The organism is Flavobacteriales bacterium (genome assembly GCA_021739695.1).
Lineage (GTDB): Bacteria > Bacteroidota > Bacteroidia > UBA10329 > UBA10329 > UBA10329.
This window is the reverse complement of sequence record JAIPBM010000001.1, coordinates 235149-259833: the sequence shown is the minus strand read 5'-3', so window position 1 is coordinate 259833 and position 24685 is coordinate 235149. Positions and strand designations below refer to the sequence as shown.

The following is a 24685-nucleotide window of genomic DNA, read 5'->3' as shown; positions in this document are numbered from 1 at the left end:
ATGAATCTGACACTGAAGATCTGGAGGCAAAAAGGACCGAAGGACGCTGGTAAAATCGTTGACTATCCCGTAAAGGATATTTCTCCGGACATGTCTTTTCTTGAAATGTTGGACGTGTTGAACGAGGAGCTCGTGAACAAAGGCGAAGAGCCCGTAGCATTCGACCACGATTGTCGTGAAGGCATTTGCGGTATGTGTTCACTTTATATCAACGGAGAGGCACACGGTCCGCAACGATTGGTAACGACCTGTCAATTGCACATGCGTTCGTTCAAGGATGGTGAAACCATCTACATCGAACCTTGGAGAGCAGAAGCGTTTCCAGTTATCAAAGACCTTGTGGTTGACCGTAGTTCATTCGACCGCATTATCCAGGCTGGTGGTTACATCAGCGTGAACACAGGCGCAGCGCAGGATGCGAACAACATTCCAGTTCCAAAGGCGGATGCAGATAAGGCGTTTGCTGCTGCTACTTGCATCGGCTGTGGTGCGTGTGTTGCTACTTGTAAGAACTCATCAGCAATGCTGTTTGTATCGGCCAAAGTGAGCCAATTAGCCCTTTTGCCACAAGGACAGGTAGAAGCTGAACAGCGCGTGTTGAGCATGGTGAAGCAAATGGACGAAGAAGGCTTCGGAAATTGCAGCAACACAGGTGCTTGCGAAGTAGAATGCCCGAAAGGAATCTCCTTGGAGAATATCGCTCGTATGAACCGCGAATTCTTCTCTGCCGCTGTGATGAGCGAAGAGTGATCGTGTGATCAAACATAAAGGATAAATGAAAAAGGCCGCATCACTGCGGCCTTTTTTGTTTTGCAATTTCGTAGCTTTAGTGTTATGAAACGACTATTGCTTCTTCTCACGCTGACCTTTACATGTTATGTTTCTTTCGCTCAGACCGATTTCTGTGTGCCAGGAGCAACTTGGGTTTATTACTCTGAAGGAATTCAAGCAGTCAACCCAGCGATTGAACGGCTAGTTACATATGTTGGAGATACCGTATTTAGCGAAGCACCAGAAGCAAAGGTTCTGAAGATAGAAGAATGGTCACGAATCTCAAATCTTCCTATCAGCTTCAATCAAAAATTTGACTACATCAACCAAAGGAATGATTCATTGTTTAGGCTGGTTGATGGCTCTTGGCGATTGATGTTTGATTTCAATGCTTTGCAAGGAGATACTGCAATAGTTTTTGTTGATGGATGGGCCGGTTGCAATGACCTTGATACGATGGTCATTGATTCAGTGTACCTATCAATGTTTTTGGGAATGCAGGTCAAGCGGTATGATTATCGAATGCTTATTCAAGACCATTGGAATGACTTTGGTTGGACATCAGAAATTCCTCAGCAATACACCAATGGAGTTTCAGGAACGTACTATGAAAAATTGGGTTTCCCAATTGGACTGCCAGCGCATCAACCAGCAAATTGCGAGGTGTTTGTGTTAGAGTACCTTCCTATTCCGCTGGTTTGCTACACGGATGATGAGCTAATCAGCAATGGAGTTCAGCCTTGTAGTTTGGTATTGTCTGCGCCCTCGGAAATGAAACAATCAAACGTGGAAATGTCATTTGTATCGAGTCTTCTACTTCTACAGAACGCACGGGATAACACCTTTCATGTTTACGACATTCTTGGCAAAGAACTGCTAAAAGGACGAATCACATTAGACAATCAAACATTCGATTTGAACCATCTTTCTAACGGAATTCTAATGATTGTATTAGAATCAGATAAATCTCGAATCACGAAAAAGGTCATCAAAACGAGCAACTAGTCGCTTGCAACTCGAAACTAGAACACAATGTAATCCTGCGGATTCACCGGTCGGCCGTTGAACCAAAGTTCGAAGTGGAGGTGAGGACCTGTGGTCAATTCACCTGAGTTGCCTACCACGGCAATTACCTCGCCTGCTTTTACTGATTCTCCGGTCTTTTTCAGCAGTACAGAGCAATGCTTGTAAAACGAAGTGAGATTGCTGGAATGCTGAATTCCGATTACGTGCCCAGCATCGTAGGTCCAAGTGGAAAGAATCACCGTTCCATCGAGCGTAGCTTTTATCGGTTCGTTCTCTTTGGCTACCACATCCACTGCATAATGCTTGTCTTTCGAATCGAAAGTGGCAGTTACATCTCCTTTTATCGGGGCAAAGAAGAACAGATTTCGGATGTTACTCTCGGCCGATGGCTGAACGCCCAATTGCAGATTCTGAATGTTGTACCGTTCTTCCTGTTCTACCATCTCACGCAGCAACGAATCTTGTTTCGAGTTAGAGAATTCAATTCCTTCATAGTCTGCAGTGGTATCCGGTTCGCGTGTTTCCTGATCGGGAGTTTCGCCAGCAATGATCATGTTGATGTTTTGCAGGTACATGTCTTTCATGGCAAGCTCACGTTCCAGCGAATCGGTCCGCAAGGTATTCTCATACACCTGAAGCCTCAGATTGGTGTCAGAGTATCCGGGAATGTATTCGCGAAGCGGAGTAAAGGCAATGATGTACGTGACAAGTACCACAAGGAAGATGGCCAACGAACCTCCAAGAACAATCACGTTCATGGGAGTGAGCAAAAGACTTGCGCGTTCCTTAAAGGTTTCCTCGTTCATAATGACCAGCCGGTATTTTACCCGCAGCCGCTTACGCAGATTGTCCTTCTTGTCTTTGTTTGTCTCCATGAATTTTCCAAATATCGGAATAAAAGGATGTTACCTTTGCCGCTCGTTTCTCTGTTGCCCGTTGTAACAGACATTTTCGCTAAAATGAAATATTTTTGCGCTCCGTCAGTTACGAGCTGAGCGCATACTGTTTTGAATCGGATCAACCACTATATACCTCTTTTCTTCGTTGCTATCGGCCTTGTGCTGGTAAGCGGTTGTTCGACCAAGAAGAAGAATTTCCTAAGCAGAGGTTATCATAACGTCACGGCCAAATACAACGTGTATTGGAATGGGAAAGAGGCGTTGAAAGAAGGTGTTGCCACCTTGGAAAAAGGCCATTCAGACAATTATGAAGAGATTTTGGATGTATTTCCCGTTGGAACTTCCGAATCTGCTAAGTCTGTTTATGGTCAAATGGACCGTGGAATAGAAAAGGCCTCGCTTGCCATTGCCAAGCATTCCATGCTTTTTAAAGGCAAAGAGTACGTAAGCACCATTGACGATGCGTACATGCTTATTGGAAAAGCACATTTCTACAAGCGCGATTATCCGCAGGCCTTGGAAATGTTCACATATGTGGTTAAGCAGTACAAGATGAACGACATTCGTTTTGACGGTTATCTCTGGTTGATACGCACAAACACCGAGTTGGCCCGATTTAAGGATGGTGAGAAGATCATCACTACGCTTGAAGAGGAAAAGAAATTCCCGAAAAAGAAGCGGGCCGAATTGGCTGCGGTAAAGGCCGATTACTTCATTAAGAAGGGCGATTACGAAAAGGCTAAAGACCAATTGCGTACAGCCATCAACATTACCAAAAAGCGCAAGGAGAAAACGCGTTATACCTACATTTTGGCGCAGCTGTATGAACAGATCAACAATAGGGATAGCGCTGCATACTTCTACACCCAAGTTCTCAAAAAGAACACTCCTTATGTGATGGAATTCAACGCGCGCATCAATCGTGCGTTGATGGCAAGTGCCGAATCGGGCACGTTGGACGCGATAAAACGCGAGTTGAAGAAAATGTCGAAGGATGAAAAGAACGTAGATTATTTCGACAGGATATTCTTTGCATTGGGAGACATCGCCATGAAAGAAGACGAGAAGGAATTGGCGTTGGGCTATTTCAAAGTGTCGGTTGCTTCATCTACTAAGAACATGACGCAAAAGGCAGTTTCTTACTACACTATTGCAGACATTCATTTCGATATTCCTGAGTACGAACTGGCATCAGCGTATTACGATAGTTCGCTGGCCATTTTACCCGAAATACATAAGCAGTATGCGAGGGTGCAAGCACGGCAGCAGAGTTTGGCCGAACTGGTGAAGAACATCCGCATCATTGCCGAGCAGGACAGTTTGCTGAGATTGGGTAATATGTCTGAAAGTGAGCTTGATGGATTCATAGCAGACATGGTAGAGGATGTAAGGCTTGCGGAGGAACAACGAAAGTTTGAAGAGGCCAATAAGCCAACTCCGCAGCAGTTGGCGCAACAGAATGCGCAGAACCAATCTGGTTCGCTGCCAACCACAGGTTCTGGTTGGTATTTCTACAATACAACAGCACTCAGTTTTGGAGCAAACAGCTTCCGACAAAAATGGGGCGATCGAAAATTAGAGGACGATTGGAGACGTAGCGACAAGAAGAGCAATAATGTGTCTCAACTTATTGGCAACAATGGCGACACGACCGAAGTGACGACTGCAGAACTTCTTGACCCAGAGTTTTACAAAAAGGGAATTCCAAGAACTCCTGCACAACGAGACAGTGCCAATAAAAAGATCCAAACTGCCTACTACGACCTTGGAACCATTTACAAGGAGCAGCTTTCAGAAAACCAACGTTCCATTAACAGTTTTGAAGAGTTGCTGAAACGCTACCCGAAAGGTGTTTGGAATCTGGAGACCTACTATCAATTGTACCGATTGTATAAGGGACAAGGTGACGAACGTAAAGCTCAGGAATATGCCAATCGTATCTTGAAGGAGTTTCCTGATAGCGAATACGCCAAGATTCTGCTTGACCCAAAATATTTGGAGAAACTGGAGATCATGCGAGGCCGCCTAGGCAAGATGTATGACATGGCCTTTGTCAACTTTTCTAAAGGAGAATACGAGCGAGTAATTGAGGCCGCAGACAGCGCTCTCACCAAGTTCAAGGAAGATAAGATCCTATCCAAGTTTGCTTTGCTTAAGGTGATGTCCATTGGGGCAACGGAGAAACTGATGGTCTATCGAAGAGCACTGGAAGATTACATAGCCAAATACACTGCTGCACCAGAAAAAGTACGAGCTGAGGAATTGCTGGAATACGTGAAAGGCCTGATGGGCGAAACGGTGCAAGACGAACCTGTGAAACAGGAAGAAGCGAAAGAGACGCCACCAGTTTCGGATGGCTATGTGTTCGATTATGAATCGAAGCACTATTATGCTTTGGTTGGCTCGGGTCTTCCCGATATGGCCGATCTGAAGGGACGTTTTTCCAACTTTAACAGCACCCAGTTTTCACTCGAATCGCTTACCATTAAGAATTTGAAGTTTTCGCCTACAGAGGACCTCCTGTTTGTTCAAGGTTTCAGCGATACCAAAAAGGCGATGGATTACTACAATACTATTTTGGCTGATAGCACCGTATTTGCTGGAGTGGATGTTCAATCCACCAACCAGTTTATCATCTCTCAGGACAACTTCACCAAGTTCTACGAGAAGAAGGAAATTCCACCTTACGTGGAGTTCTTTATCACGAAGTACATCCTGAAAAAGGATTGATCTACTCCTGAAAACACGCCCATTTCGCGAAACAACTATTTAACTGCTCCTATCAGAAGTGCAGAACTAAAAATCATTTAGGTGTGATCGGATAGGCCTCCATAAGTTGCACGAACTTAGGCTCGATGACCCAATCACCTTTTTTATCCAACAGGCCGAAAAGATTGCTTTGTTTGGCAACAGCATAACCGTGCAAGAAAGGTCTTATCACATCAAGTGTTGGTTCAATGACCCATTCTCCATTCGCGTCAATGCAACCGACCTTATTTGTGTTTAGGTCTCGTTTTATGGCTAGCCCTTCAGAGTACTCGTATAATTTTTCTTTTTTTCCGGCACAGGTAATTTTTCCATTTAGATTCACATAGCACCAATCTCGATCCTGCACCACCATAGCAATGCCAGAAACAGGGTCAAGGTCTTTTGCCTTCACAAACGTTGGTTGAATGACCCACTCACCATTTTTATCAATAAAGCCGATAAGATCCTTGTCGTTTTTCGCCCAGCAGTATCCGCCCAAAAAGTTCCCTACATCATTGAATTTGGCGGGAATTACTACTTCTCCATTACCGTTTATAAATCCCCATTTACCATCCTTGTTTCTTACAGGGGCCAGGCCCTCTGTTGGGTTTTCTGCCGCTGCGACTTCAATTCCTTTGATTTCAGTGTCATTCTCATTCGGCCTTACGATCACATAACCCGATTTACGATGCTTTGCAATGGCGAATCCTTCATTGAAAAATGACATCCATGTGTAGTCAGACCCCGTAACCACTTTTCCTTCATAGTTCATGCCGAATCTATCCAACATGCTCTCTTTACTGCTGGCAATGAATATTCCATCATAGAAGCCACGCATTTCCCGCGCATAGTTGAATTTCATACGAACCATATAAAGAGCAGAAGGTGTTCTTTCAGGAAGAGCCTTGCCATTGGCATCGAAAAACGTGAACGTTTTATCGTGGCGATTCGGGTCGTTCATGTTTTTCACCTTTTGCTCATCTTTCAAGATACCTAGAGAAACTCCATTAGGGTCAAATCCAAATGCTTGGATGAATTGAGGTTCTATCACCATTTCTCCTTGCAAGTTGGCATACCCGAATAGGTTTGCTCCCTGTGGGATTGCCGCTAAGCGGTATTCGCCAGTCTGTGCAAGTGCACATTGGATAGTAAGTAATAGTGTAACTAGGTTCGTAAATCTCCACATGACAAAATGTTTTTGGTTTGTAAGGGAGCAAAGTAAGATTTACTCCTGAAAATAGACGCGCTTTACCCGAGCAGAAACATTGGTCAGTACTTCGTAAGCAATCGTTTCTGAGTTAGTAGCGAATTCCTCAATGGAATAATCTTCGCCAAAGATCACCACATCATCTCCTTCTTTGCATGGAACGCCTGTTACATCAACCATGCACATGTCCATGCATACATTGCCTACAATGGACGCACGATGACCATTTATAAGTACACTGCCTTGGCGGTTACCATTCTTGCGACTTAGGCCGTCTGCATAACCGATGGGTAGGGTGGCTGAGCGCATTTCACCTTGCACTTTTTCGGTGCGACCGTAACCGATCGTATCGCCCGTTTTAAGTTCATGGATCTGCGAAATGGTGGTCCGTAGCGTGCTTACGTTCCTCAATTTGCCTGTTATCGGACTCTCAGGCGCTACACCGTAGAGGCCAATTCCCAAGCGAACCATTTCGTATTGCGCTTCGGGAAATCGAATAATGCCAAACGAATTGCAGATATGACGCAACACGGGATAATTGAAATGAGAAAGAATGGCGTTGCTCATCTGTTCAAATCGCGCAATCTGTTCGCGGCTGAACGCGTCTTCCGCCTGGTTTTCGCTGGCAGCCAAATGAGAGAATACCGAAGCCAAACGCAATTGCGGATTGTTCTTGATTCGAACCACCATCGCATTGATATCGCGCTCCGAAAAACCAAGACGGTTCATGCCTGTATTCAACTTCACGTGAATTTTCAGGGGCGATTCCAAGGTGCCTTTTCGTTTGATGGCGTTCTCCAACAATTGCAGCGAACGCACGCTGAAGATCTCTGGTTCCAATCCATATTGGATCATCGCATCAAAGCTCTGCTCCTCTGGGCTGATGACCATGATCGGAAGTGAAATGCCAGCTTTCCTGAGTTCAATACCTTCATCTGCATAGGCCACGGCCAAGTAATCGACATGATGGAATTGAAGAATATTGGCAATCTCAAAGCTTCCGCTTCCGTAACCAAAGGCCTTGACCATCGCCATTAGCTTGGTTTCCGGTTTGAGCAAAGAGCGTATCAAATTCAGATTATGCACCATTGCACCAAGGTCAATTTCCAAAACAGTTTGATGCGTTTTGTGTTGAATGATTCGGCTGATGGCCTCGAAACCGAAACTTCGTGCGCCTTTCAGCAAAATCGTTTCGTTGTAGAATTTATCGTGATGATAAGCATCTAGAAAATCATCGGTAGAAGCAAAGAATTCACTTGAATGGTCAAACAGCTGAGCTTGTCCGGAAATATGGTTTCCGATGCCGATCAATCTGTCAACCTTCTTTTCCCTCACCAATTGCGCAACTTCGGCATACAGCTCATTATCAGGTCGTCCGGTTTGAAGAATGTCTGATAGCACCAGCGTGCGTTTCGGATGCTGATGTTGTTGCGAGAGGAAATCAAGCGCAATGGAAATGGATTGCAGGTCAGAATTGTACGAATCGTTGATGACAGAACAATTGTTGATTCCCTGCTTCAACTCAAGGCGCATGGCAACTGGCGCCAACTGTTCCATACGTTTTTGAATGTCTTCTGCCGCAAAGCCAAAAAGCAACATTACTGCCCAGCAATGAATGGCATTTTCAATCGAAGCCTCATCCGTAAATGGAATGCGTATGCGGATGAAATTGTGCTGATAGATTCCTTGGATCTCGGTTTGCCCATCGCGCTTTTCAATCCGCCCGATCTGCAGGTCGGCAGCAGTTCGCCTACTCCATGCAAATAACTTTGGGGAAGAAGTGAAGGGATAATGGTCCAATTCTTCCTGAATGATCAGGTAATCTTTGCAATAGATAAGGGTTTCTACGTTTTGAAACAGGTCTAATTTTTCCCTCGCTTTCTGGTTTGCATCACTAAAATTCTCATCATGGGCTTGCCCCAAATTGGTGAAAATGCCAATGGTTGGCCGAATGATACGTTCCAGTTTCACCATCTCGCCCGGCATCGAAATTCCTGCCTCAATAATGGCCAGATCATTCTCCGATTTCATTCGCCAAACACTCAGCGGCACGCCAACCTGCGAATTGTAACTCTTCGGGCTTCGTATTATATTGTAGGTCGAATCGAGTAACTGATAGAGCCATTCTTTCACAATCGTTTTACCGTTGCTTCCAGTAATTCCGATAAGCGGATAATTGTATTGGGCGCGTTTTGCTGCGGCCACTGTCTGCAAAGCCGCAAGCGGATTTTCTACATGAATGAAGAATGCATCGTCCAGTTTTTCGGATGCCAGATAATCGGTGCTTACCACAAAGGCTCGCACGCCTTGCTCGTAAAGGTGATCAATGAAGTTATGCCCATCGTGCCTATCGCCTTTGATGGCAAAGAACAACGATTGCTTTGGCAACATCACCTTGCGGCTGTCTATGGCCAGCTCCTTGATGTAAACCTCTTGAAATTCGAACGGACACGGAACTTCGAGAGCCGAAGCTATGCCTCTCAATGTCTCCAGTTCTCCCATCTAATCCTTTTTTTTAGTTGAAGGATTATCCGTCATGTGGTGAACCATTGATTTCCTGTAGCACGAGCGGCAAAGCGGTTCGTAACTGTCCTTTTCGCCAAGAGCAACAAGGCTGTCTTCTTCCGAAAAACGATGCGAATGGTTGGCCAACTCGCCACAGCGCATGCAAATGGCGTGAACTTTCGTCACATATTCTGCCGTGGCCAGCAGATTAGGAATAGGTCCAAAAGGTTTTCCGAGGTAATCCATGTCCAAGCCAGCAATGATGACTCGGATACCGCTGTTTGCCAATTGATTGCAAACACTCACCAATCCCATGTCGAAAAATTGCGCCTCGTCAATGCCTACCACATCCACATCATCTGCCAAAATGAGGATGTTGGAAGAATTGGGTACGGGCGTGGAATGAATGGCATTGGAATCGTGCGAAACAACCTCGGTTTCATCATAGCGCGTATCCAAGGTTGGCTTGAATATTTCTACCTTCTGTTTGGCGAATTGGGCACGTTTCAGCCTACGGATCAGTTCCTCGGTCTTGCCCGAGAACATAGAGCCACAGATCACCTCTATCCAGCCTTTTTTTGTTGACTTATTCCTTGAATTCTCTAAGAACATTCCCTTGGTCGGGGTCTTTTGATGATTACTTTTGAAAGCGCCCCGTTGCAATACAAATCTAACAAAAGCGTTACAGCGTAAACCGTAAAAATCCCTAACAAATGAGTGAATTGAACAGCCAGTTGAATAGTTTGAATGAGCGTGTGGATGAACTGGTGAACAACCCTTCAGAATTGACGAAAGATGCCGTTTTGGCACAATTACGTGCGTTTTATGATGCGGTGAAAAAAACGGAGTTTGAAGAAGTGGCCGCGCCTGTGGCTAAGGCAGTAAAAGCAAAGACAGCACCAACTCCAGCACCAACTCCGGTTGCTGTTGTTGAGCCAGTTATTGCACTAGAGCCTGCAAAAGTTGAGGAGCCAAAAGTGGCGCTAATAGTGGCAAAGGAAGAAAAGCCTGTGGTTGAGGAAGTGGCGAAAGAAGTGATTCCTGAACCTGTGGCCGAAGTGAAAGTGGTGGAAGAAAAGCCTAAGGCAACCAAAGAACCGATGATCGGAAAAGAAACAGTAGCAGCCGAAGGTGGCGATAAGAAAATCTTGGCGGGACAATTCAATAATACTCCGCTTACGGATCTGCGCTCAGGCATTCCTTTGAATGAGAAATTCGGAATTATCCGCAATCTGTTCAAAGGCAATGCATCTGATTTTGGAGATGCTGTTCTAAAGTTGAACAATGCCGCCAGTGCCAAAGAAATGACCCATTATATGGAGCTATTGAAGCAACGTTTTGAGTGGGACGACAGAACAGAAGCCTACCAGAATTTTGCTGGCTACGTGGAGCGGAAGAAACTCAGCATTCAGCCTTCAAAGGCGGATGCCGATCAATAGAAAGTCATCGATCTGGGCGCTTTCGCCCATCCATTCAAGCAAGGTTTTCTCAAACAAACCCCGCTGCTTTTCCATCGGTTCAGTGTGAATTTTTAGCAGGAGTTCTTTCAATCTCCGATAACCGAATTTTTTCGAATCGGCTCCTCCGAACTGATCAGAAACACCATCTGAAAAGACATAGAACGTATCGCCTTTTTGAAGGTCGAATTCATACAAAGTGTAGTGCCGAACATCTTCATGCATAATGCCACCAATGTTGAAATGATCGCCTTTGGTTTCGGTCAATTCACCGTTTCTGATCAGATATAGATACCGATTTGCAGATGAGAAATACAGACGATTCTCTGCATGATTGATGGCGCAAAGAGCTACATCCATTCCATCATGATTTTCTGAAACGCCATGTTTCTGCTTCAATGTTGATTGAATCTCGTGATGCAATCGGTTCAAAATCTGATCAGGTTTTTTGATCAGTTCAGTGTTCACAATTTGATTGAGGTGATCGTTTCCGATCATACTCAAAAACGCTCCAGGAACGCCATGTCCCGTACAATCTACAGCAGCAATGAAACTGGTATCGCCCTGTTGGGCAAACCAGTAGAAATCTCCACTTACAATTCCCTTAGGACGATAGAAAACAAAGCTTTCTGGTAATGCCGCCAGTATCTCTTTCATGGATGGCATAATGGCATCCTGAATGCGTTTGGCGTACTCGATACTTGAAGTTATCTCCCAGTTTTTTTCCTCTACCGTTCGTTTTTGTTCTTCAATCTCCACATTCTTGCGCCCAAGTTCTTCGTTGGCTTTTTTCTTGGTTCGGTATCGGGCATAAATTAAGATCAACATAAGCACTGAAAGAATGGAAAAGGCAATGATCGTATTTCGAACCGTGATCTGCTTGGTGATTTTCAGATCCTGAACCTCCTTTTCCTTGTTCAGAAGTTCAATTTCTCGTTGCTTCTGCTCGGTTTCAAATTTGGCTTGCATTTCTGCAAGATCGCGTACGCTTACCACGCGTTCCAAGCTGTCGCGCGCGGCCTTCGCCAGTTGCTGATAGTCGTATGATCTTTTGAAGTCACCGGCATTGGCGTAGGTCTGGGCCAATTTTTCGAAAATGTTGATCTGATCTTCTGCGCTGCCGTATTGTTTTGCTTCGCGAAGCGCTCTAGAAAAATATTTCAGTCCAAGTTGAGACTTGTTGCGCTGCTGGTAAATTTCTCCGATAGAAGAAAGCGTGATGGTGCTGTATGCGTGATCGCCAATGCGGTTTTGGATCTTTTCCGCATCCAGAAAATAAGAGAGACTTTTATCCAGATCGCCCGATTCTTTGAAATACGCCCCAAGATTGTTGAGTGTACTTATCTGTCCTTGGTCATCACCGATATTTTTTTGCAAAGACAGTGCTTTTTCGGTGCTGGACAGTGCTTTTTCCTTGTTTCCCAAAACCAGATAAACGCCACCAATATTGGAGTATTTTCCTGCCGCGGAACTCTTGTCGCCTAGGCTTTCGCTTATGGCCAAAGAGGTTTCGTAGAACTCCAGCGATTGCTCGAATTTGTTCTGCTGATAATAGATGTTTCCAATATTGTTGAGCGTGTTGGCTTCGCCAATTTTATTCCCCAATTCGCGGAATAGGGACAAGGCACTCAGAAAATTCTCCAACGCCCTATCCTGATTTCCATTGGCCCGATGTACAATTCCAATGTTGTTCAAGGCGTTGGCCAAACCAATCTTATCACCCATTTGCTGAAAGATCTTGAACGAATTCTGGTAGTATGCCAGCGCTCTATCCAGATCTCCTTGGTTCTTGTAAACCAGACCAAGATTGTTCAACGAACTCGCCACTCCATCCAGATCATTTATGTCTTGCCTAATGATCAGAGATTTCTCGTAATTCTCAATGGCTGGCTGGTATTGTCCTTGCTTTAGGAATACGTTTCCGATGTTGTTCAGCGATAGCGCCTCATCTTTCCGATTTCCGTTTTTCCGGTCATTTTCCAATGCCTTGTTGTGGAAGCTGAGACTTTTACCATACTCTCCTTTTAGCCTGTTCGCAGTACCTGTATTGTTGTAAATATGGCTGATGAAACGACTATCGGAAAGCGAAATACTCAACATCAATGCTTCTTTGCTCAGTTGCAAAGATCTTTCTGGATCGATTCTCAGTAGAACTTCACCGGTCTGTACAAGAACACGGATGCGGGCAGTATCATCTTTAGCATATTTTGTAGCTAAAAGATTATTCAGGCTATCGACCTGAGCCTGCTGCGCGAATACTGAGCAGCTGAAAACGGAAACAAGATAGAAGGCTATGAATCGGGGTTTCAGCATGACGGCAATTCAAGCTAAAGTTAAAGCCGAATTCCTAAAAGCATCACGTCATCTATTTGGGTCATTTCGGGGCCTTTCCAATCGTCAAAAGTGGTGTTCAGGTTTTTGGCCTGTTTTTCCATACTTAACGACCAGTTTGCCTCCAGAAATCCGCGAAGCCTAGTGATCATGAATTTCCTTCCCTTAGGCCCTCCAAATTGGTCAACAATTCCATCAGAGAATAAGTAGGCGATTGATTCGCCCTCAATCTTATGCGTGTATTTCAGAAAAGCCTCCGCTCCACGTTGTTCTGCACAACTAATGGAGTGTCTATTGCCTTCAATTTGCAACAATTCTCCGTTGCACATCAGATAAAGTGGACGCTGCGCACCCGCAAATTCAAGGGTCTTTTTCTTCTTGTCAATTCTGATGAGTGCCACATCCATTCCCTGATCGCTTTCAAATTCTTTGGCACTTTGCGCAAAGGCGAGTTTAATGCCTTTGTCCATTTCCTCTAGCACAAGCGCAGGATCGTTCACCTTCTTTTCAATGATGATCTGATTCAAGAGGTCGGTTCCGATCATGCTCATGAAAGCTCCGGCCACACCGTGACCAGTACAATCTACAGCTGCTGCCCACGAAATATTCCCTTCAGAAAACACCCAGTAGAAATCTCCACCTACCGTATCCTTTGGACGATAGAATACGAAATGATCATCAAAAGCAGCGGTGATGTCATGATCCGATGGCAAAACCGCCATTTGGATGTTTTTGGCGTATTCAATGCTTTCGGTGATGTGTTTGTTCTGATCCTCAACAATTTCTTTCTGCTCGCGCAATTCCTTCGTTCGCTCTTCGACCGTTGATTCCAAAATGCGCTTTTCTTCCAAAAGTCTACGCTCGCGAATCTTGATGTAGGCGTAAGTGATGATCAAAGCAATGATGCCCCAAGCCACGTAAAAACCAGCAGTTTGCCAAATTGGAGGAGTGATAGTGACTTTGAATTCGAGCGGTTCCTCCGTACAAATGTTAGAAGCATTGCAAGCTTTTAGTTTAAATGTATAATCTCCAGGTGGAAGGTTTGGATAATTGGCAAATTGCTGATCGGTTGCAGGGTTCCAGCGGTCCTCAAACCCTTCGAGAATGTAGCTGAATGAGACGCCATCTGGTTGTTTATGATGAATTCCTTTGAAAAAGAACTGCAAGGAGTTTTCGGTATACGAAAGTTCCAAGTCTATTGGTAGCCCGTTGGCCGCAAGTTCAAAACCAAGCTTTTTCCAATCTACTTGTTGATAGAACAATTGAAGATCGGTGAACAAAAGTCGCGGCCTTTCGGTGTTTACATCATCTTCAGTTGGATTGTAGCGCACAATTCCCTTGGTTGTTCCGATCCAAACAGTATTGCCATCTGCCAGCATGACACCTCGCTTGCAAGCAGAACCCATAAAACCATCCCTTCGGTCGAATGAACGTGTAAGAATTGAATCTTGAATGAAAGACAGTTGGCGCAGACCATTTGCGCTGCCCACGTAAAGTTGACTGCCAATAGCCGCCAACGAACGCGCGGAAGAACCAGTAAGACCACCTCCGTCTTCAATTCGAACGGCCTCACCGTTTTTCAGCAAGAAAACCCCATCAGATTGCGTTGCCGCCACCAAACCCATTGAACCATAGGCAAGATCGGTGATCGGAGAACTTGAGTTGATTTCGATTCCGACATCAATTGCTCCGTCTTTCAACACAAAAACAGACCCATCAGAGGTTCCTACATATACTTGATTTTCTGGTCCAAGCACCAATGCCGTCACGTGGTTCGAAGCCACATCATCTGAGATGAATACGTTTTTAAAGCCATCTCCATCATGGATACTTAGGCCGTTTGGCGTGCCAATGATCAGGTTTCCTTCTGCATCCGTAAGCAGACAATTGATGTTGTTGTCTGCCAGGCCGAATTCGTCTGAGAAGATGTAAAGTTTCTTGCCGTTAAACTGAAAAAGCCCACCAAAATCCATGGTTCCAAACCAGATATTGCCATTGCCGTCTTCCGCAATGGAACTTATCTGATGGTCGTTGATGTCTGGATCGTCAAATGCGCTGACGAATCGTTCTCCGTCAAATTCGAGCACGCCACCAGCCTCATTTGCTGCCCATAAACCTCCTTTGCTGTCGCGATAAAGAAAACTTGGGTCAATGTCCAGCTCTTCTGTGGAGTAGTAGTGTGTGAATGCCAGATTCCGAACGCGCACCAACCCTTTTTTGGTTCCGAACCAAACGTTTTCCTCCACATCTATAAATACCGAAAGCACCTCATTGTTCGGGAGACCATTTTCTTCTGTCAAGCGCAATAAGTTGGCATTTCTAACTCTGGTCAATCCGTTGTACGTGGCCAGCCAGATGTCTCCATTATTGGCAACGGCCACTTCATTTACCTGGCTGTTGCTGAGGCCGTTCATGCCAGAAGTATTTTTGAACTTGCCATCTTTCCAAATACTCATGCCGCCTAGTGTTCCGATCATCATATGACCGTTTTTCAGACTCAGGCTGGTAACATAGTTGTTCACCAGACCATTGCCTATGTGCAAATGCACCATGCCGTTTCCGTCAATAATGTCGATACCGGAACCGAAGGAACCAATCCAGATTCTACCATTTTCGTCTTGGGCAATGGCCTGAGTATTGTTGCTTACAAGGCCATTTTCTGTTGAGTGTTTGCTCCAGTTTCCAGACTGGTAGCTTGAAACGCCACCGAATGTTGCCACCCAAATTTTCCCTTCCTTATCTTGAAAAATATCGTGAACCTCATTGTTTATAAGGCCAGATCCTTCAGAGATATGCTGAATTGAATCGGGGTATAAAACGGAAAGGCCAGTTGTTTGATGTCCAACCCAGATCTTGTTGTCTTTGTCGCAAAAAATAGTGGTACAAACGTTTTCCGAAAGGCCGTCTCGCTTCCTATAATTCACAAATGCATTACCGTCAAAGCGGCTTACGCCTGAGTTGGTTGCCACCCAGATGTATCCGTTAGCATCTTGGGCAATGTCGTTGATCTGAACACCAGAGATTCCGCTCTCGCCATCCAGAACCACAAGGTCATATACCTGCGCGTTCACCAGCTGAAAAGTGGTAACGGCAATACAAAAAAGAAGAAGAAAAGGTAATTGTCTCTTCAATTCCTGGTGATAAAGTGTTCAGTTCCCTGATCACCGATTACGCACAAAAGCGCAATAAGTTCCGATCTATGTGTCGGAGAGGAATTTCTTAAACCAAAGTCCAGAATCTTTTACCGTTCGTTTCTGTGTTTCAAAATCGATGTGAACAAGTCCAAATCGAGGATGGTAGCCTTCGGCCCATTCAAAATTGTCCATCAGCGTCCAACAGTAATAGCCTTGCACGTTCACCCCTTCACGTTTGGCTCGTAGAACTTGGCGCAAATAATCCTGATAGAACTTCTTACGCTGGGTGTCGTGAACAAAATCTCCTTCTACAACATCCGGAAAAGCACTTCCATTTTCGGTGACGATGATCTTGTCTATTTTCTCGTACTTATCAAAGTACTTGAGCATCTTGTAAATCCCTTCTGGATGAACTTCCCAGTTCATTTCAGTGATCTCTGGTCGAGGTTTCAGGTTTTTTGGTGCAATCGGTGTTCCGGCCATCCACGGCACAATTCCGTTTGCTTTAGTAATCATCCTAGAATAATTCTGAAGGCCGTAGAAATCGAAATCGAACTCAACTCGTTTCATGTCGCCATCCAAAATGTACTTCTCCATTTTTCGCAGCATGGGCAGGTCTTCCATCGGATATCCCAAACCTTGTGGCGGTTCAATGTAAAGTCGGTTCACTAAGGCATCAAATCGTTTGGTGGTTTTCTCGTGTCGATGCTTTTCGTTCACTGGTTCAATGGGAGAACAGCTGAAAGTGGTTCCAACTTGGGCATTGGGCACATTGGCTCGGATTATCCGTCCGCCATCTGCTTGACATAAGGTTGAATGATGGCATGTTGGAAGGAAATTTTTAGGCCACATTTTGCCCGGAGCATGCATTCCGAGCATGTAACCTACGATGGTAAACGATGCCTGCTCGTTCATCACCATCCAGTTCTTAACCTTATCTCCGTATGTTTTGGTGATCAGATTGGCGTATTCTTCAAACCAACCCGTAATGTCGCGGTTCTGCCATCCCCCTTTGTCCTCCAAGGCCTGAGGCAAATCCCAATGGTAAAGTGTGATCCAAGGTTGAACGCCTTGCTCCAAACAAGAGTCGATTACCCGATGGTAGAAATCCAAGCCTTTCTGATTTACCTGACCGATTCCGTTTGGTAAAACGCGCGCCCATGCCGTTGAAAAACGGAACACATCCATGTTCATGTTTTTAACAAGACCGATGTCTGAGGCATAATTGTGATAGAAATCGCAGCTCACATCTCCGTTCTCGTTATTGTTGACCTTTCCCTTTTTGTGAGAGAATGTGTCCCAGATGGAAGGGCCTTTGCCGTCTGCATTCCATCCACCTTCTATCTGGTAAGCAGCGGTAGCAACTCCCCAAAGAAAATCGTCCCCGAAATCGGCAGCGGAAAAGTCAAGTGTCTCAGGCCTTTCAGAACCCGAAGCGTAAGGTGCCAATGCCAATCCGGCACTTCCGATCATTGCTCTGCGTATCGCTTCTCTTCTATCCATTGTATAACTGTTGAAATCGGTTCAAAAATACCCTTCTGAATGTGGAAAAGGGTCTACGAAAGGTCTAATTTTGCCATCAAAGCATATTGAGATGAAATTCGGTGTCGTTATTTTCCCTGGTTCGAACTGCGATCAGGACATGATCTATGTTCTAAGAAACATCATGGGGCAAGAAGTGGTGGAGCTTTGGCATAAGGATCACGACCTTCAAGGTGTAGATTTTGTGGTGCTTCCGGGTGGATTTTCCTTCGGAGATTATCTTCGATCAGGAGCGATAGCGCGTTTTTCGCCCATCATGAAAGAAGTGATTGAATTTGCCAACAACGGAGGATATGTTTTTGGAGTTTGTAATGGATTTCAAGTGTTGTGTGAAGCAGGACTTTTGCCTGGAGCACTTTTGCACAACAGTAGCCAGAAATTCATCTGCAAGAATGTGAACATCCGTTGCGAAACGACCGATTCGTTGGTAACCAATGAGGTGAAACCAGGTGTTGCACTCAAAATTCCGATTGCGCATGGCGAAGGTCGTTTTCACGTGGATGCTGAGACACTTGCCTCTCTGGAAGCGAACAATCAAATACTTTTCCGCTATTGCGATGAGAGCGGAAATGTGGATGATGCGTCTAATCCTAATGGATCTATCAACAATATTGCGGGCGTTACCAATAAGAATAGAAATGTGTTTGGCATGATGCCTCATCCGGAGCGTGCTGCAGATGAAAACCTTGGAAATTTGGATGGCAAGGCATTGTTTGAATCAATTCTTGCTGGGGTTTCCGCGTAATAGGCATTCGAACCTTCATTCTTCATTTTACCTGAGCTCGGCTCCGACTCAGTTTATCCAATCTTTTTTGACCTTTGACCTTCATGAGGTCAGTCTTAGTTGGTCTAGTACTTTTTATCAGCGCGTGCGCTTCTAAGCCAAATGTGGCTGAAGTAATACTGGAAACGATCGAGGGAGAATCAATCAGCATCAACCCGTCCGAAAATCAACTTACGGTCGTCTATTTTCTTTCTCCAGAATGCCCGTTGTGCATCAATTATACATTGGCAATGCGGCAGATGGAAGAAGAATTCGCTTCTGATAGTCTGCGTTTTGTAGGTGTATTTTCCAAGAAATGGTACTCGGCAGAAGAAGTGTTGCAGTTCAAATTGAAATATGACCTCGATTTTGAGATGCTTTTTGACATCGAAACGCAATTGGCGCATGTGTTGGATGCCACCGTTACACCCGAAGTTTTTGTGCTGGATGGAGAAGGGAAAGTGCTTTACAGCGGTAAAATTGACAACTGGGTGAATGATCTAGGCAAGAAAAAACTGGAAGTTTCAGAGAATTACCTCGAAAATGCGTTGCTTGCTTACCGCGAAGGAAAAGCCATCCAACCCAAACACACCGAAGCCATTGGTTGCCTGATTGAATGAAGCGTTCGATACTTTTATTTTTGGTTCTGTGGCTATTCGCTTCATGCGGGGAATTCCGAAAACAAGCGGTTGAATTGCCCGAAAAGGTCACGTTCAATCAGCATATTGCACCGATTATTTATACTAACTGCACGCCTTGCCATAGGCCCAATGGTGGTGCGCCATTTCAAATGGTCACGTATCGCGATGTGGTCAAACGCGCCAAAATGATTCGCGATGTAACAGCCGACCGTTACATGCCGCCTTGGCCAGCCGACCCACATTATCGTTCGTTTGTTGGAGAGCGTTTTCTAAGCGAACAAGAAATTGCGCTGCTTGCTAAATGGGCGGATGATGGCCGTGAAGAGGGCGAAGGAAAAGCACCCGAACCACCACAATTTCCAAAGGGTTCAATGTTTGGAGAGGCCGATCTTGTGGTTTGGTTTCAAGATTCCGTTTTCATTGAAGGCAACAACTTAGACAAGTTCATGATGATGAAAGTGCCGTTCGAACTTCCGAACGACACCTTTATTCGGCTAATTGAGTTTGTGCCCGGAAATCGTGACCTCGTCCATCACATGAACGGACATTTGTTGACCTACGAATTCGACAAGAAGAAGAATGTTTTTGATGGCCAACATGTGGTAACTGATGTGGATGCTAGCACAATGCAAAGTTATCAGGCGCTTGGGCTTGCCAATGATGATGGTACATTTCCTACGCTTACGCCTTCAGTAAGTAACTATCTGCCAAGCGTATTGCCTGCTATTTATCCCGAAGGAATCGGGAGTTACAAGGCTTCGCGCAAATCGGCATTTCTCATCAAGAACATGCATTACGGCCCATCTCCTATTGATTCCTACGACCGTTCTTACTTCAACATTTTCTTTGCTGATGGCCCGCCAAAGCGCCCGGTGCACGAATGGATGTTGGGAACCTTGGGCGTTTCTGTGGTTGTGCCTTCCTTGGTTGTTCCGCCAGATACCGTTATGAAAGTGATGACCGATTTTCGGGTTCCGCAGGATGTTTCGTTGCTTACCATCAATCCGCATATGCACTTGATCGGCAGGAGCTTCAAAGCTTGGGCAACCACGCCTTCTGGAGAAGAAATCCCTCTGATTTCCATTCCAAAATGGGACTTTCGATGGCAATATTTCTACACGTTTCATCAAATGCTGAAGATTCCCAAGGGGTCCATCATTCATGCCGAAGGCATTTATGACAACACGCTCAATAATCCGAACAACCCGTTCGATCCCCCAAGATTGGTTGTGGAGCCCGTGAACGAGGACATGAAGACCACGGACGAGATGTTTCAGTTCATCATCACGTATCTGCCATACCAGAATGGTGATGAGAACATCAGCCTAGAGCCAGACCCAAGTTTGTTCGAACAATAATTTCGGATTCGGGTTTTAGCTTCGAAACCAAGCAAACGAACCGCTAACTTCGCGGCCTCAAATCGTTCCATGTTCTCTGCCAAAAACCGTTCTGAAGTCATTGAGAAACTCCAAAAGGAGACATTCGACATCCTAGTAATCGGTGGTGGAATTACGGGGGTTGGTATTGCGCTTGATGCTGCCGGCCGAGGACTGAAAGTAGCGTTGGTAGAAAAGCAGGATTTTGCTGCTGGTACCAGTAGCCGCAGCACGAAACTGATTCATGGCGGTCTTCGCTACCTCAAACAATTGGAATTCGGACTGGTGCGAGAAGTTGGGCATGAACGCACAACGGTTTATCATAATGCTCCACATTTGGTGATTCCTGAAAAAATGCTGCTTCCGATAACCGAAGGCGGTTCGTTCGGAAAAGCGTCTGCATCTGTAGGCATTTACACATACGATTGGTTGGCAGGAGTGAAGCGCAGCGAACGCAGAACGGTTCTTGGCCGAAGCGAAACATTAAAACGGGAACCATTGCTGAAAAAGCAAGGGTTGGAAGCAGGTGTGCTCTACTGGGAATATCGCAGCGATGATGCCCGATTAGTGATTGAAGTGGCAAAAACTGCCGCAGAAGACGGAGCAGCGCTTTTGAATTATTGCGAGTTCAACGATTTCACTTACAAGACCGAACACATTTCTGGCGCCAAGGTCACTGACCTGCGCACAGGCAATAAGTTTGAGATAAAGGCGAAACGCACCATCAATGCTGGTGGGCCGTGGGTTGATGCTGTGCGATCGAAGGACGAAGTGGTGAAAGGCAAACGATTGCACCTCACCAAAGGCATTCATCTAGTGTTCGATCATGCACGATTTCCATTGCGGCAAGCAGTTTATTTTGATGTGCCTGATGGGCGGATGATCTTTGCCATTCCGAGAGACAATGCCACGTATGTCGGCACTACCGATACGAATTACGAAGGCGGAATTGAGCGCCCAAAGGTGACACAGGAAGACGTGGATTACGTGCTGAATGCAGCGAATAATGCATTCGATATTGAGCCACTCAAGCAAGACGATATTCTTTCTACTTGGGCAGGACTAAGACCATTGATCCACGAGGATGGCAAGTCGCCTTCGGAACTTTCTCGGAAAGACGAGATCTTTATTTCCGAACACGGGTTGATCAGTATTGCTGGCGGAAAACTGACAGGCTATCGTAAAATGGCCGAACGGACAGTTGATCTAGCAATGACCCAATTGTATACGGAGTTTCAAGTGCCGCGAGCTGCATCAAGATCCTCGTCAAGGAAACTTTCGGGTGGCCTGTTTCACAGCTTCAAAGCATTTCTGTCTGAGCTTGGCGAAACGGAGCTTACGCAGGAACAGCTCACAGGTCTTTTTCACAAATATGGAAGCAACGGATTAGAGATCATTTCTCATATCGACCTGAAAAATGAGGATAGAACCTTCGCTATTCTAAAGTCTGAACTTGGCTATTGCGTTAAGAACGAAATGGTGAACGAGCTGTCGGATTTTCTCATCCGAAGAACCGGAAGGTTGTATTTCGAAAAACCGATGGCAGATAAATATGCTGCACTGCTTAATGCTGAACTTGCCAAGCTTTTGGCTTGGACAGACATGCAAGCCAGTGCTTCTCTGCAGACCTATCTTTTGGAGAGCAAGGAAGTGGTAACGTTCGTGAAATAAGAACGCTTCGTTAAGGAATCATTACCGCCCCGATCGTATTGATCGATTGTGTCTAATTTCGATTGCGAATGAAGACACTTATCATAGTACGTCACGGAAAATCGAGTTGGGCCTATCCCGATCTGGAAGATTTTTATCGCCCGCTAAAGCCGCGCGGCATCAACGATGCGTTCGCCATTGGTGAAGAAATGCTGGAACAGGATGTGTTTCCTGATCTGATTCTTTCAAGTCCTGCCATCCGCGCCATGAATACAGCGATCATCGTTGCACGGAAATTGGATTTCCCTTTGCAACGGATTCGTGCCAACGAAGGGATCTATGAAGCCTCGACCTACGAATTGCTGAAATTGATCGGGAATGTAGAAGACAACATCGATACGCTCATGATCTTTGGTCATAATCCATCGTTCACTTCGCTGATCAATCAACTTCAAAAAGAGTCATTGTATAATCTGCCAACCTGTGGTGTATTTGCCATAGAACTGCCAATAAACAATTGGTCTGAAGTGGCCAATTCTAAAGGCAAAAAACTGTTTTCTCTGTTTCCCAAAGAGGTGGACTGAAATCACAGACATCCCTTAAAGATCGCCTACCTTTGAGCTCGGAAACGGGTAGAAATCAAAAGGGGAAAATGTGCTGAAATTTGGGGCAATAGATATCGGTTCAAATGCTGTTAGGCTACTGATAACCAATGTTTTTGAAAGCGAGAACGGACCCGTTTTCAAGAAATCATCATTGGTACGGGTTCCTGTCCGATTGGGAGAGGATGTATTCACAACCGGAGCTATCAGCGCAAATAAGAAGGAGAAGCTGGTTGATACGATGCGCGCTTTTCGTTTGCTGTTGGGCGTACACGAAGTGGTTTCGTTCCGTGCCTGCGCCACCTCGGCCATGCGCAATGCAACCAATGGAGAAGAACTCGTGGAGCGGATTTCGGAAGAGGCAGGACTGGATATAGAGATCATTCAAGGCAAGAAGGAAGCCGACATCATTTTTTCAAACCATTTTGAAGAACGCCTACAAAACGACCGAAGCTATTTGTACATAGATGTTGGCGGAGGTAGTACCGAGCTTACTGTTTTCAGCAACAACAAACCTGTGGCAAGTCGCTCTTTCCGAATTGGCACGCTGCGCTTGTTGAACAATAAAGTAGAACCAGAATACTGGGAAAAACTGCTGAGTTGGGTGGAAGAGAAAACCGAAGGAATGGAGAAGTTGGACGCTATCGGTTCGGGCGGTAATATCAACAAGTTATACAAGATGGCTGAGATTCCAGGCAGACTTCCGCTTGGACGTGGCAAACTCAAAGAACTACATGTTTTGCTGCGCGAAATGAGTTTTGAGGATCGAATTGCCAAATTGGGATTGAATCCTGATCGTGCCGATGTGATTGTTCCTGCTTGCGAAATTTTCCGTGCTATTTTGAAACGTGCCAAGATCAAAGACATCATCGTTCCAGAATTCGGTCTTTCGGACGGAATTACCCGATTGCTGTATGAAAACTACAAGGCCAAGGTTGTTTAGATTGATGGCCATATCTTTTCTTCTGAGCGGCATGTTGCTTTCTCACAATTGCAGCGCCCAAAAGGTTCCTGTAATTGGGCTCGATGTGCTTGAGGCAAGGCTGAATGAAGGAGGAGATACAACTTACATTGTGAATTTTTGGGCTACGTGGTGTGGCCCATGCGTTAAGGAACTTCCGTTTTTCGAAAACATACACGTCAATGCTGAAGGGACCAACAGAAAAGTGCTTTTGGTAACACTCGATTTTGTGAACCAATTGGAATCGAAAGTGATTCCATTTCTGAAGGAAAAGCAACTGAAAAGTGAAGTGCTATTGATGGATGAAGACAATCCGAATAAATGGATTCCGAGAGTTAGCGAAGAATGGTCTGGCGCATTGCCTGCCACGCTTTTCATCAACACACAAAAAAAGACCCGCCATTTTCATGAAGGGTCTTTTAAAGAAGGTGAGCTGGAAATCAAACTCCAGCAGTTGGGACTTTAGCTAGCACGCTTAATGCTGCAGCCAAGGGCTTTTGTCTCAGCTGGATCAATTGCTTTACCCGATCTGAGCGCTTCAACCGCATTTTTAAGGAAAGGCTCTTTTACATTATCCTTTTCCTTCATGTTATCGTCTATAGCACCTTTGTAAACAAGTTCCATATTGCCGTTGAACAAGAAAACGTCAGGCGTTTTGGTTGCTCCAAAAGCATCGGCCAAAACGTTGTTTTCATCAACCACGTAGGCAAAATCCAAATAACCTTTCTCCTTAGCATGGTCTTTCATTGCTGCCATGCTATCGTCACCGTCCCGTTTCGCTTCATTGGAATTGACCAGCACAAAACCGATGTTGTTGTTTGCACACTCCTTGTAAATTTCATTGTAGCGATCTTCCCAACCAATTACATAAGGACATGTGTTGCACGAAAAGATGACACAAACACCATTTTCCTTTTTCAACTCTTTCAGAGAAATTGATTTTCCATCAATTCCTTGCATTTTAAGTTCTGCTTTGGCTGCCTTATCGCCAATATTCAGTTGGTCAATATCAATGAAAGTCGTACTTAAGATGGTAAGTAGTGTAAGCGCTAGAATCTTCATAGTGGTGTTT

19 protein-coding genes are annotated in these 24685 nt (G+C 45.2%); 11 read left to right on the top strand and 8 right to left on the bottom strand.

Annotated features, from left to right (window positions below; translation table 11 throughout):
* Both K9J17_01130 and K9J17_01125 read left to right on the top strand, forming a co-directional pair.
* A complete protein-coding gene (locus tag K9J17_01130) occupies positions 1-750 on the top strand; it encodes a succinate dehydrogenase/fumarate reductase iron-sulfur subunit (GenBank protein ID MCF8275308.1) in 750 nt (249 codons plus the stop codon).
* Positions 751-834: 84 nt separating this feature from the next.
* The gene (locus K9J17_01125) at positions 835-1776 is read left to right on the top strand and encodes a T9SS type A sorting domain-containing protein (protein MCF8275307.1); all 942 of its coding nucleotides are present in this window, start codon (positions 835-837) and stop codon (positions 1774-1776) included.
* Positions 1777-1793: 17 nt separating this feature from the next.
* Here K9J17_01125 and K9J17_01120 read toward each other — a convergent pair whose 3' ends face one another.
* Positions 1794-2672 (bottom strand): M23 family metallopeptidase, encoded by an 879-nt coding sequence (locus K9J17_01120; protein ID MCF8275306.1) that lies wholly within the window; start codon positions 2670-2672, stop codon positions 1794-1796.
* 132 nt (positions 2673-2804) lie between these two features.
* Between K9J17_01120 and K9J17_01115 the strand changes: the two genes are divergently transcribed.
* Positions 2805-5426, top strand: a complete 2622-nt coding sequence (locus K9J17_01115; GenBank protein ID MCF8275305.1) for a tetratricopeptide repeat protein — start codon at positions 2805-2807, stop codon at positions 5424-5426.
* A 73-nt stretch (positions 5427-5499) separates the two neighbouring features.
* On the opposite strand, the gene K9J17_01110 is transcribed toward K9J17_01115, so the two are convergent.
* From K9J17_01110 to K9J17_01100, 3 genes are read right to left on the bottom strand one after another with little or no spacing between them, the layout of a single operon-like run.
* Positions 5500-6630, bottom strand: a complete 1131-nt coding sequence (locus tag K9J17_01110) for a WG repeat-containing protein (GenBank protein ID MCF8275304.1) — start codon at positions 6628-6630, stop codon at positions 5500-5502.
* A gap of 39 nt (positions 6631-6669) precedes the next feature.
* Positions 6670-9153 carry a bifunctional UDP-N-acetylmuramoyl-tripeptide:D-alanyl-D-alanine ligase/alanine racemase gene (locus tag K9J17_01105; GenBank protein ID MCF8275303.1) on the bottom strand — a complete coding sequence of 828 codons (2484 nt, stop codon included), beginning with the start codon at positions 9151-9153 and terminating at the stop codon, positions 6670-6672.
* The gene (locus K9J17_01100) at positions 9154-9768 is read right to left on the bottom strand and encodes a thymidine kinase (GenBank protein MCF8275302.1); all 615 of its coding nucleotides are present in this window, start codon (positions 9766-9768) and stop codon (positions 9154-9156) included.
* Positions 9769-9869: 101 nt separating this feature from the next.
* On the opposite strand from K9J17_01100, the gene K9J17_01095 reads away from it, so the two are divergent.
* Complete coding sequence (locus K9J17_01095; protein MCF8275301.1) at positions 9870-10595, top strand: hypothetical protein; 726 nt, start codon at positions 9870-9872, stop codon at positions 10593-10595.
* Here the strand turns inward: K9J17_01095 and K9J17_01090 are convergent.
* The 3 genes from K9J17_01090 to K9J17_01080 all read right to left on the bottom strand — a co-directional run bounded on the left by K9J17_01090 (position 10572) and on the right by K9J17_01080 (position 17551).
* A complete protein-coding gene (locus tag K9J17_01090; GenBank protein MCF8275300.1) occupies positions 10572-12926 on the bottom strand; it encodes a tetratricopeptide repeat protein in 2355 nt (784 codons plus the stop codon). The two genes, K9J17_01095 and K9J17_01090, sit on opposite strands and share 24 nt — an antisense overlap.
* Before the next feature lie 20 nt (positions 12927-12946).
* Positions 12947-16075: a SpoIIE family protein phosphatase gene (locus K9J17_01085; GenBank protein ID MCF8275299.1), complete on the bottom strand. Its 3129-nt coding sequence runs from the start codon at positions 16073-16075 to the stop codon at positions 12947-12949.
* 66 nt (positions 16076-16141) lie between these two features.
* Positions 16142-17551, bottom strand: a complete 1410-nt coding sequence (locus K9J17_01080) for a beta-glucosidase (GenBank protein ID MCF8275298.1) — start codon at positions 17549-17551, stop codon at positions 16142-16144.
* 121 nt (positions 17552-17672) lie between these two features.
* Between K9J17_01080 and purQ the strand changes: the two genes are divergently transcribed.
* The 7 genes from purQ (at position 17673) to K9J17_01045 (ending at position 24079) form a co-directional block, all read left to right on the top strand.
* Positions 17673-18365 carry a phosphoribosylformylglycinamidine synthase subunit PurQ gene (gene purQ / locus K9J17_01075; GenBank protein ID MCF8275297.1) on the top strand — a complete coding sequence of 231 codons (693 nt, stop codon included), beginning with the start codon at positions 17673-17675 and terminating at the stop codon, positions 18363-18365.
* An 83-nt stretch (positions 18366-18448) separates the two neighbouring features.
* Positions 18449-19003, top strand: coding sequence for a redoxin domain-containing protein (locus K9J17_01070; GenBank protein ID MCF8275296.1), 555 nt, complete (start codon positions 18449-18451; stop codon positions 19001-19003).
* Positions 19000-20382 carry a hypothetical protein gene (locus tag K9J17_01065; GenBank protein ID MCF8275295.1) on the top strand — a complete coding sequence of 461 codons (1383 nt, stop codon included), beginning with the start codon at positions 19000-19002 and terminating at the stop codon, positions 20380-20382. The genes K9J17_01070 and K9J17_01065 overlap by 4 nt, the downstream gene beginning before the upstream one ends.
* Before the next feature lie 69 nt (positions 20383-20451).
* On the top strand, positions 20452-22071 hold the full coding sequence (locus tag K9J17_01060; GenBank protein ID MCF8275294.1) for a glycerol-3-phosphate dehydrogenase/oxidase: 1620 nt from the start codon (positions 20452-20454) through the stop codon (positions 22069-22071).
* A 68-nt stretch (positions 22072-22139) separates the two neighbouring features.
* Positions 22140-22634 (top strand): histidine phosphatase family protein, encoded by a 495-nt coding sequence (locus tag K9J17_01055; GenBank protein MCF8275293.1) that lies wholly within the window; start codon positions 22140-22142, stop codon positions 22632-22634.
* A 70-nt stretch (positions 22635-22704) separates the two neighbouring features.
* On the top strand, positions 22705-23595 hold the full coding sequence (locus tag K9J17_01050; GenBank protein MCF8275292.1) for an exopolyphosphatase: 891 nt from the start codon (positions 22705-22707) through the stop codon (positions 23593-23595).
* A gap of 4 nt (positions 23596-23599) precedes the next feature.
* A complete protein-coding gene (locus tag K9J17_01045; GenBank protein MCF8275291.1) occupies positions 23600-24079 on the top strand; it encodes a TlpA family protein disulfide reductase in 480 nt (159 codons plus the stop codon).
* On the opposite strand, the gene K9J17_01040 is transcribed toward K9J17_01045, so the two are convergent.
* Positions 24076-24675, bottom strand: a complete 600-nt coding sequence (locus tag K9J17_01040; GenBank protein MCF8275290.1) for a thioredoxin family protein — start codon at positions 24673-24675, stop codon at positions 24076-24078. The two genes, K9J17_01045 and K9J17_01040, sit on opposite strands and share 4 nt — an antisense overlap.
* Positions 24676-24685: the final 10 nt, after the last annotated feature.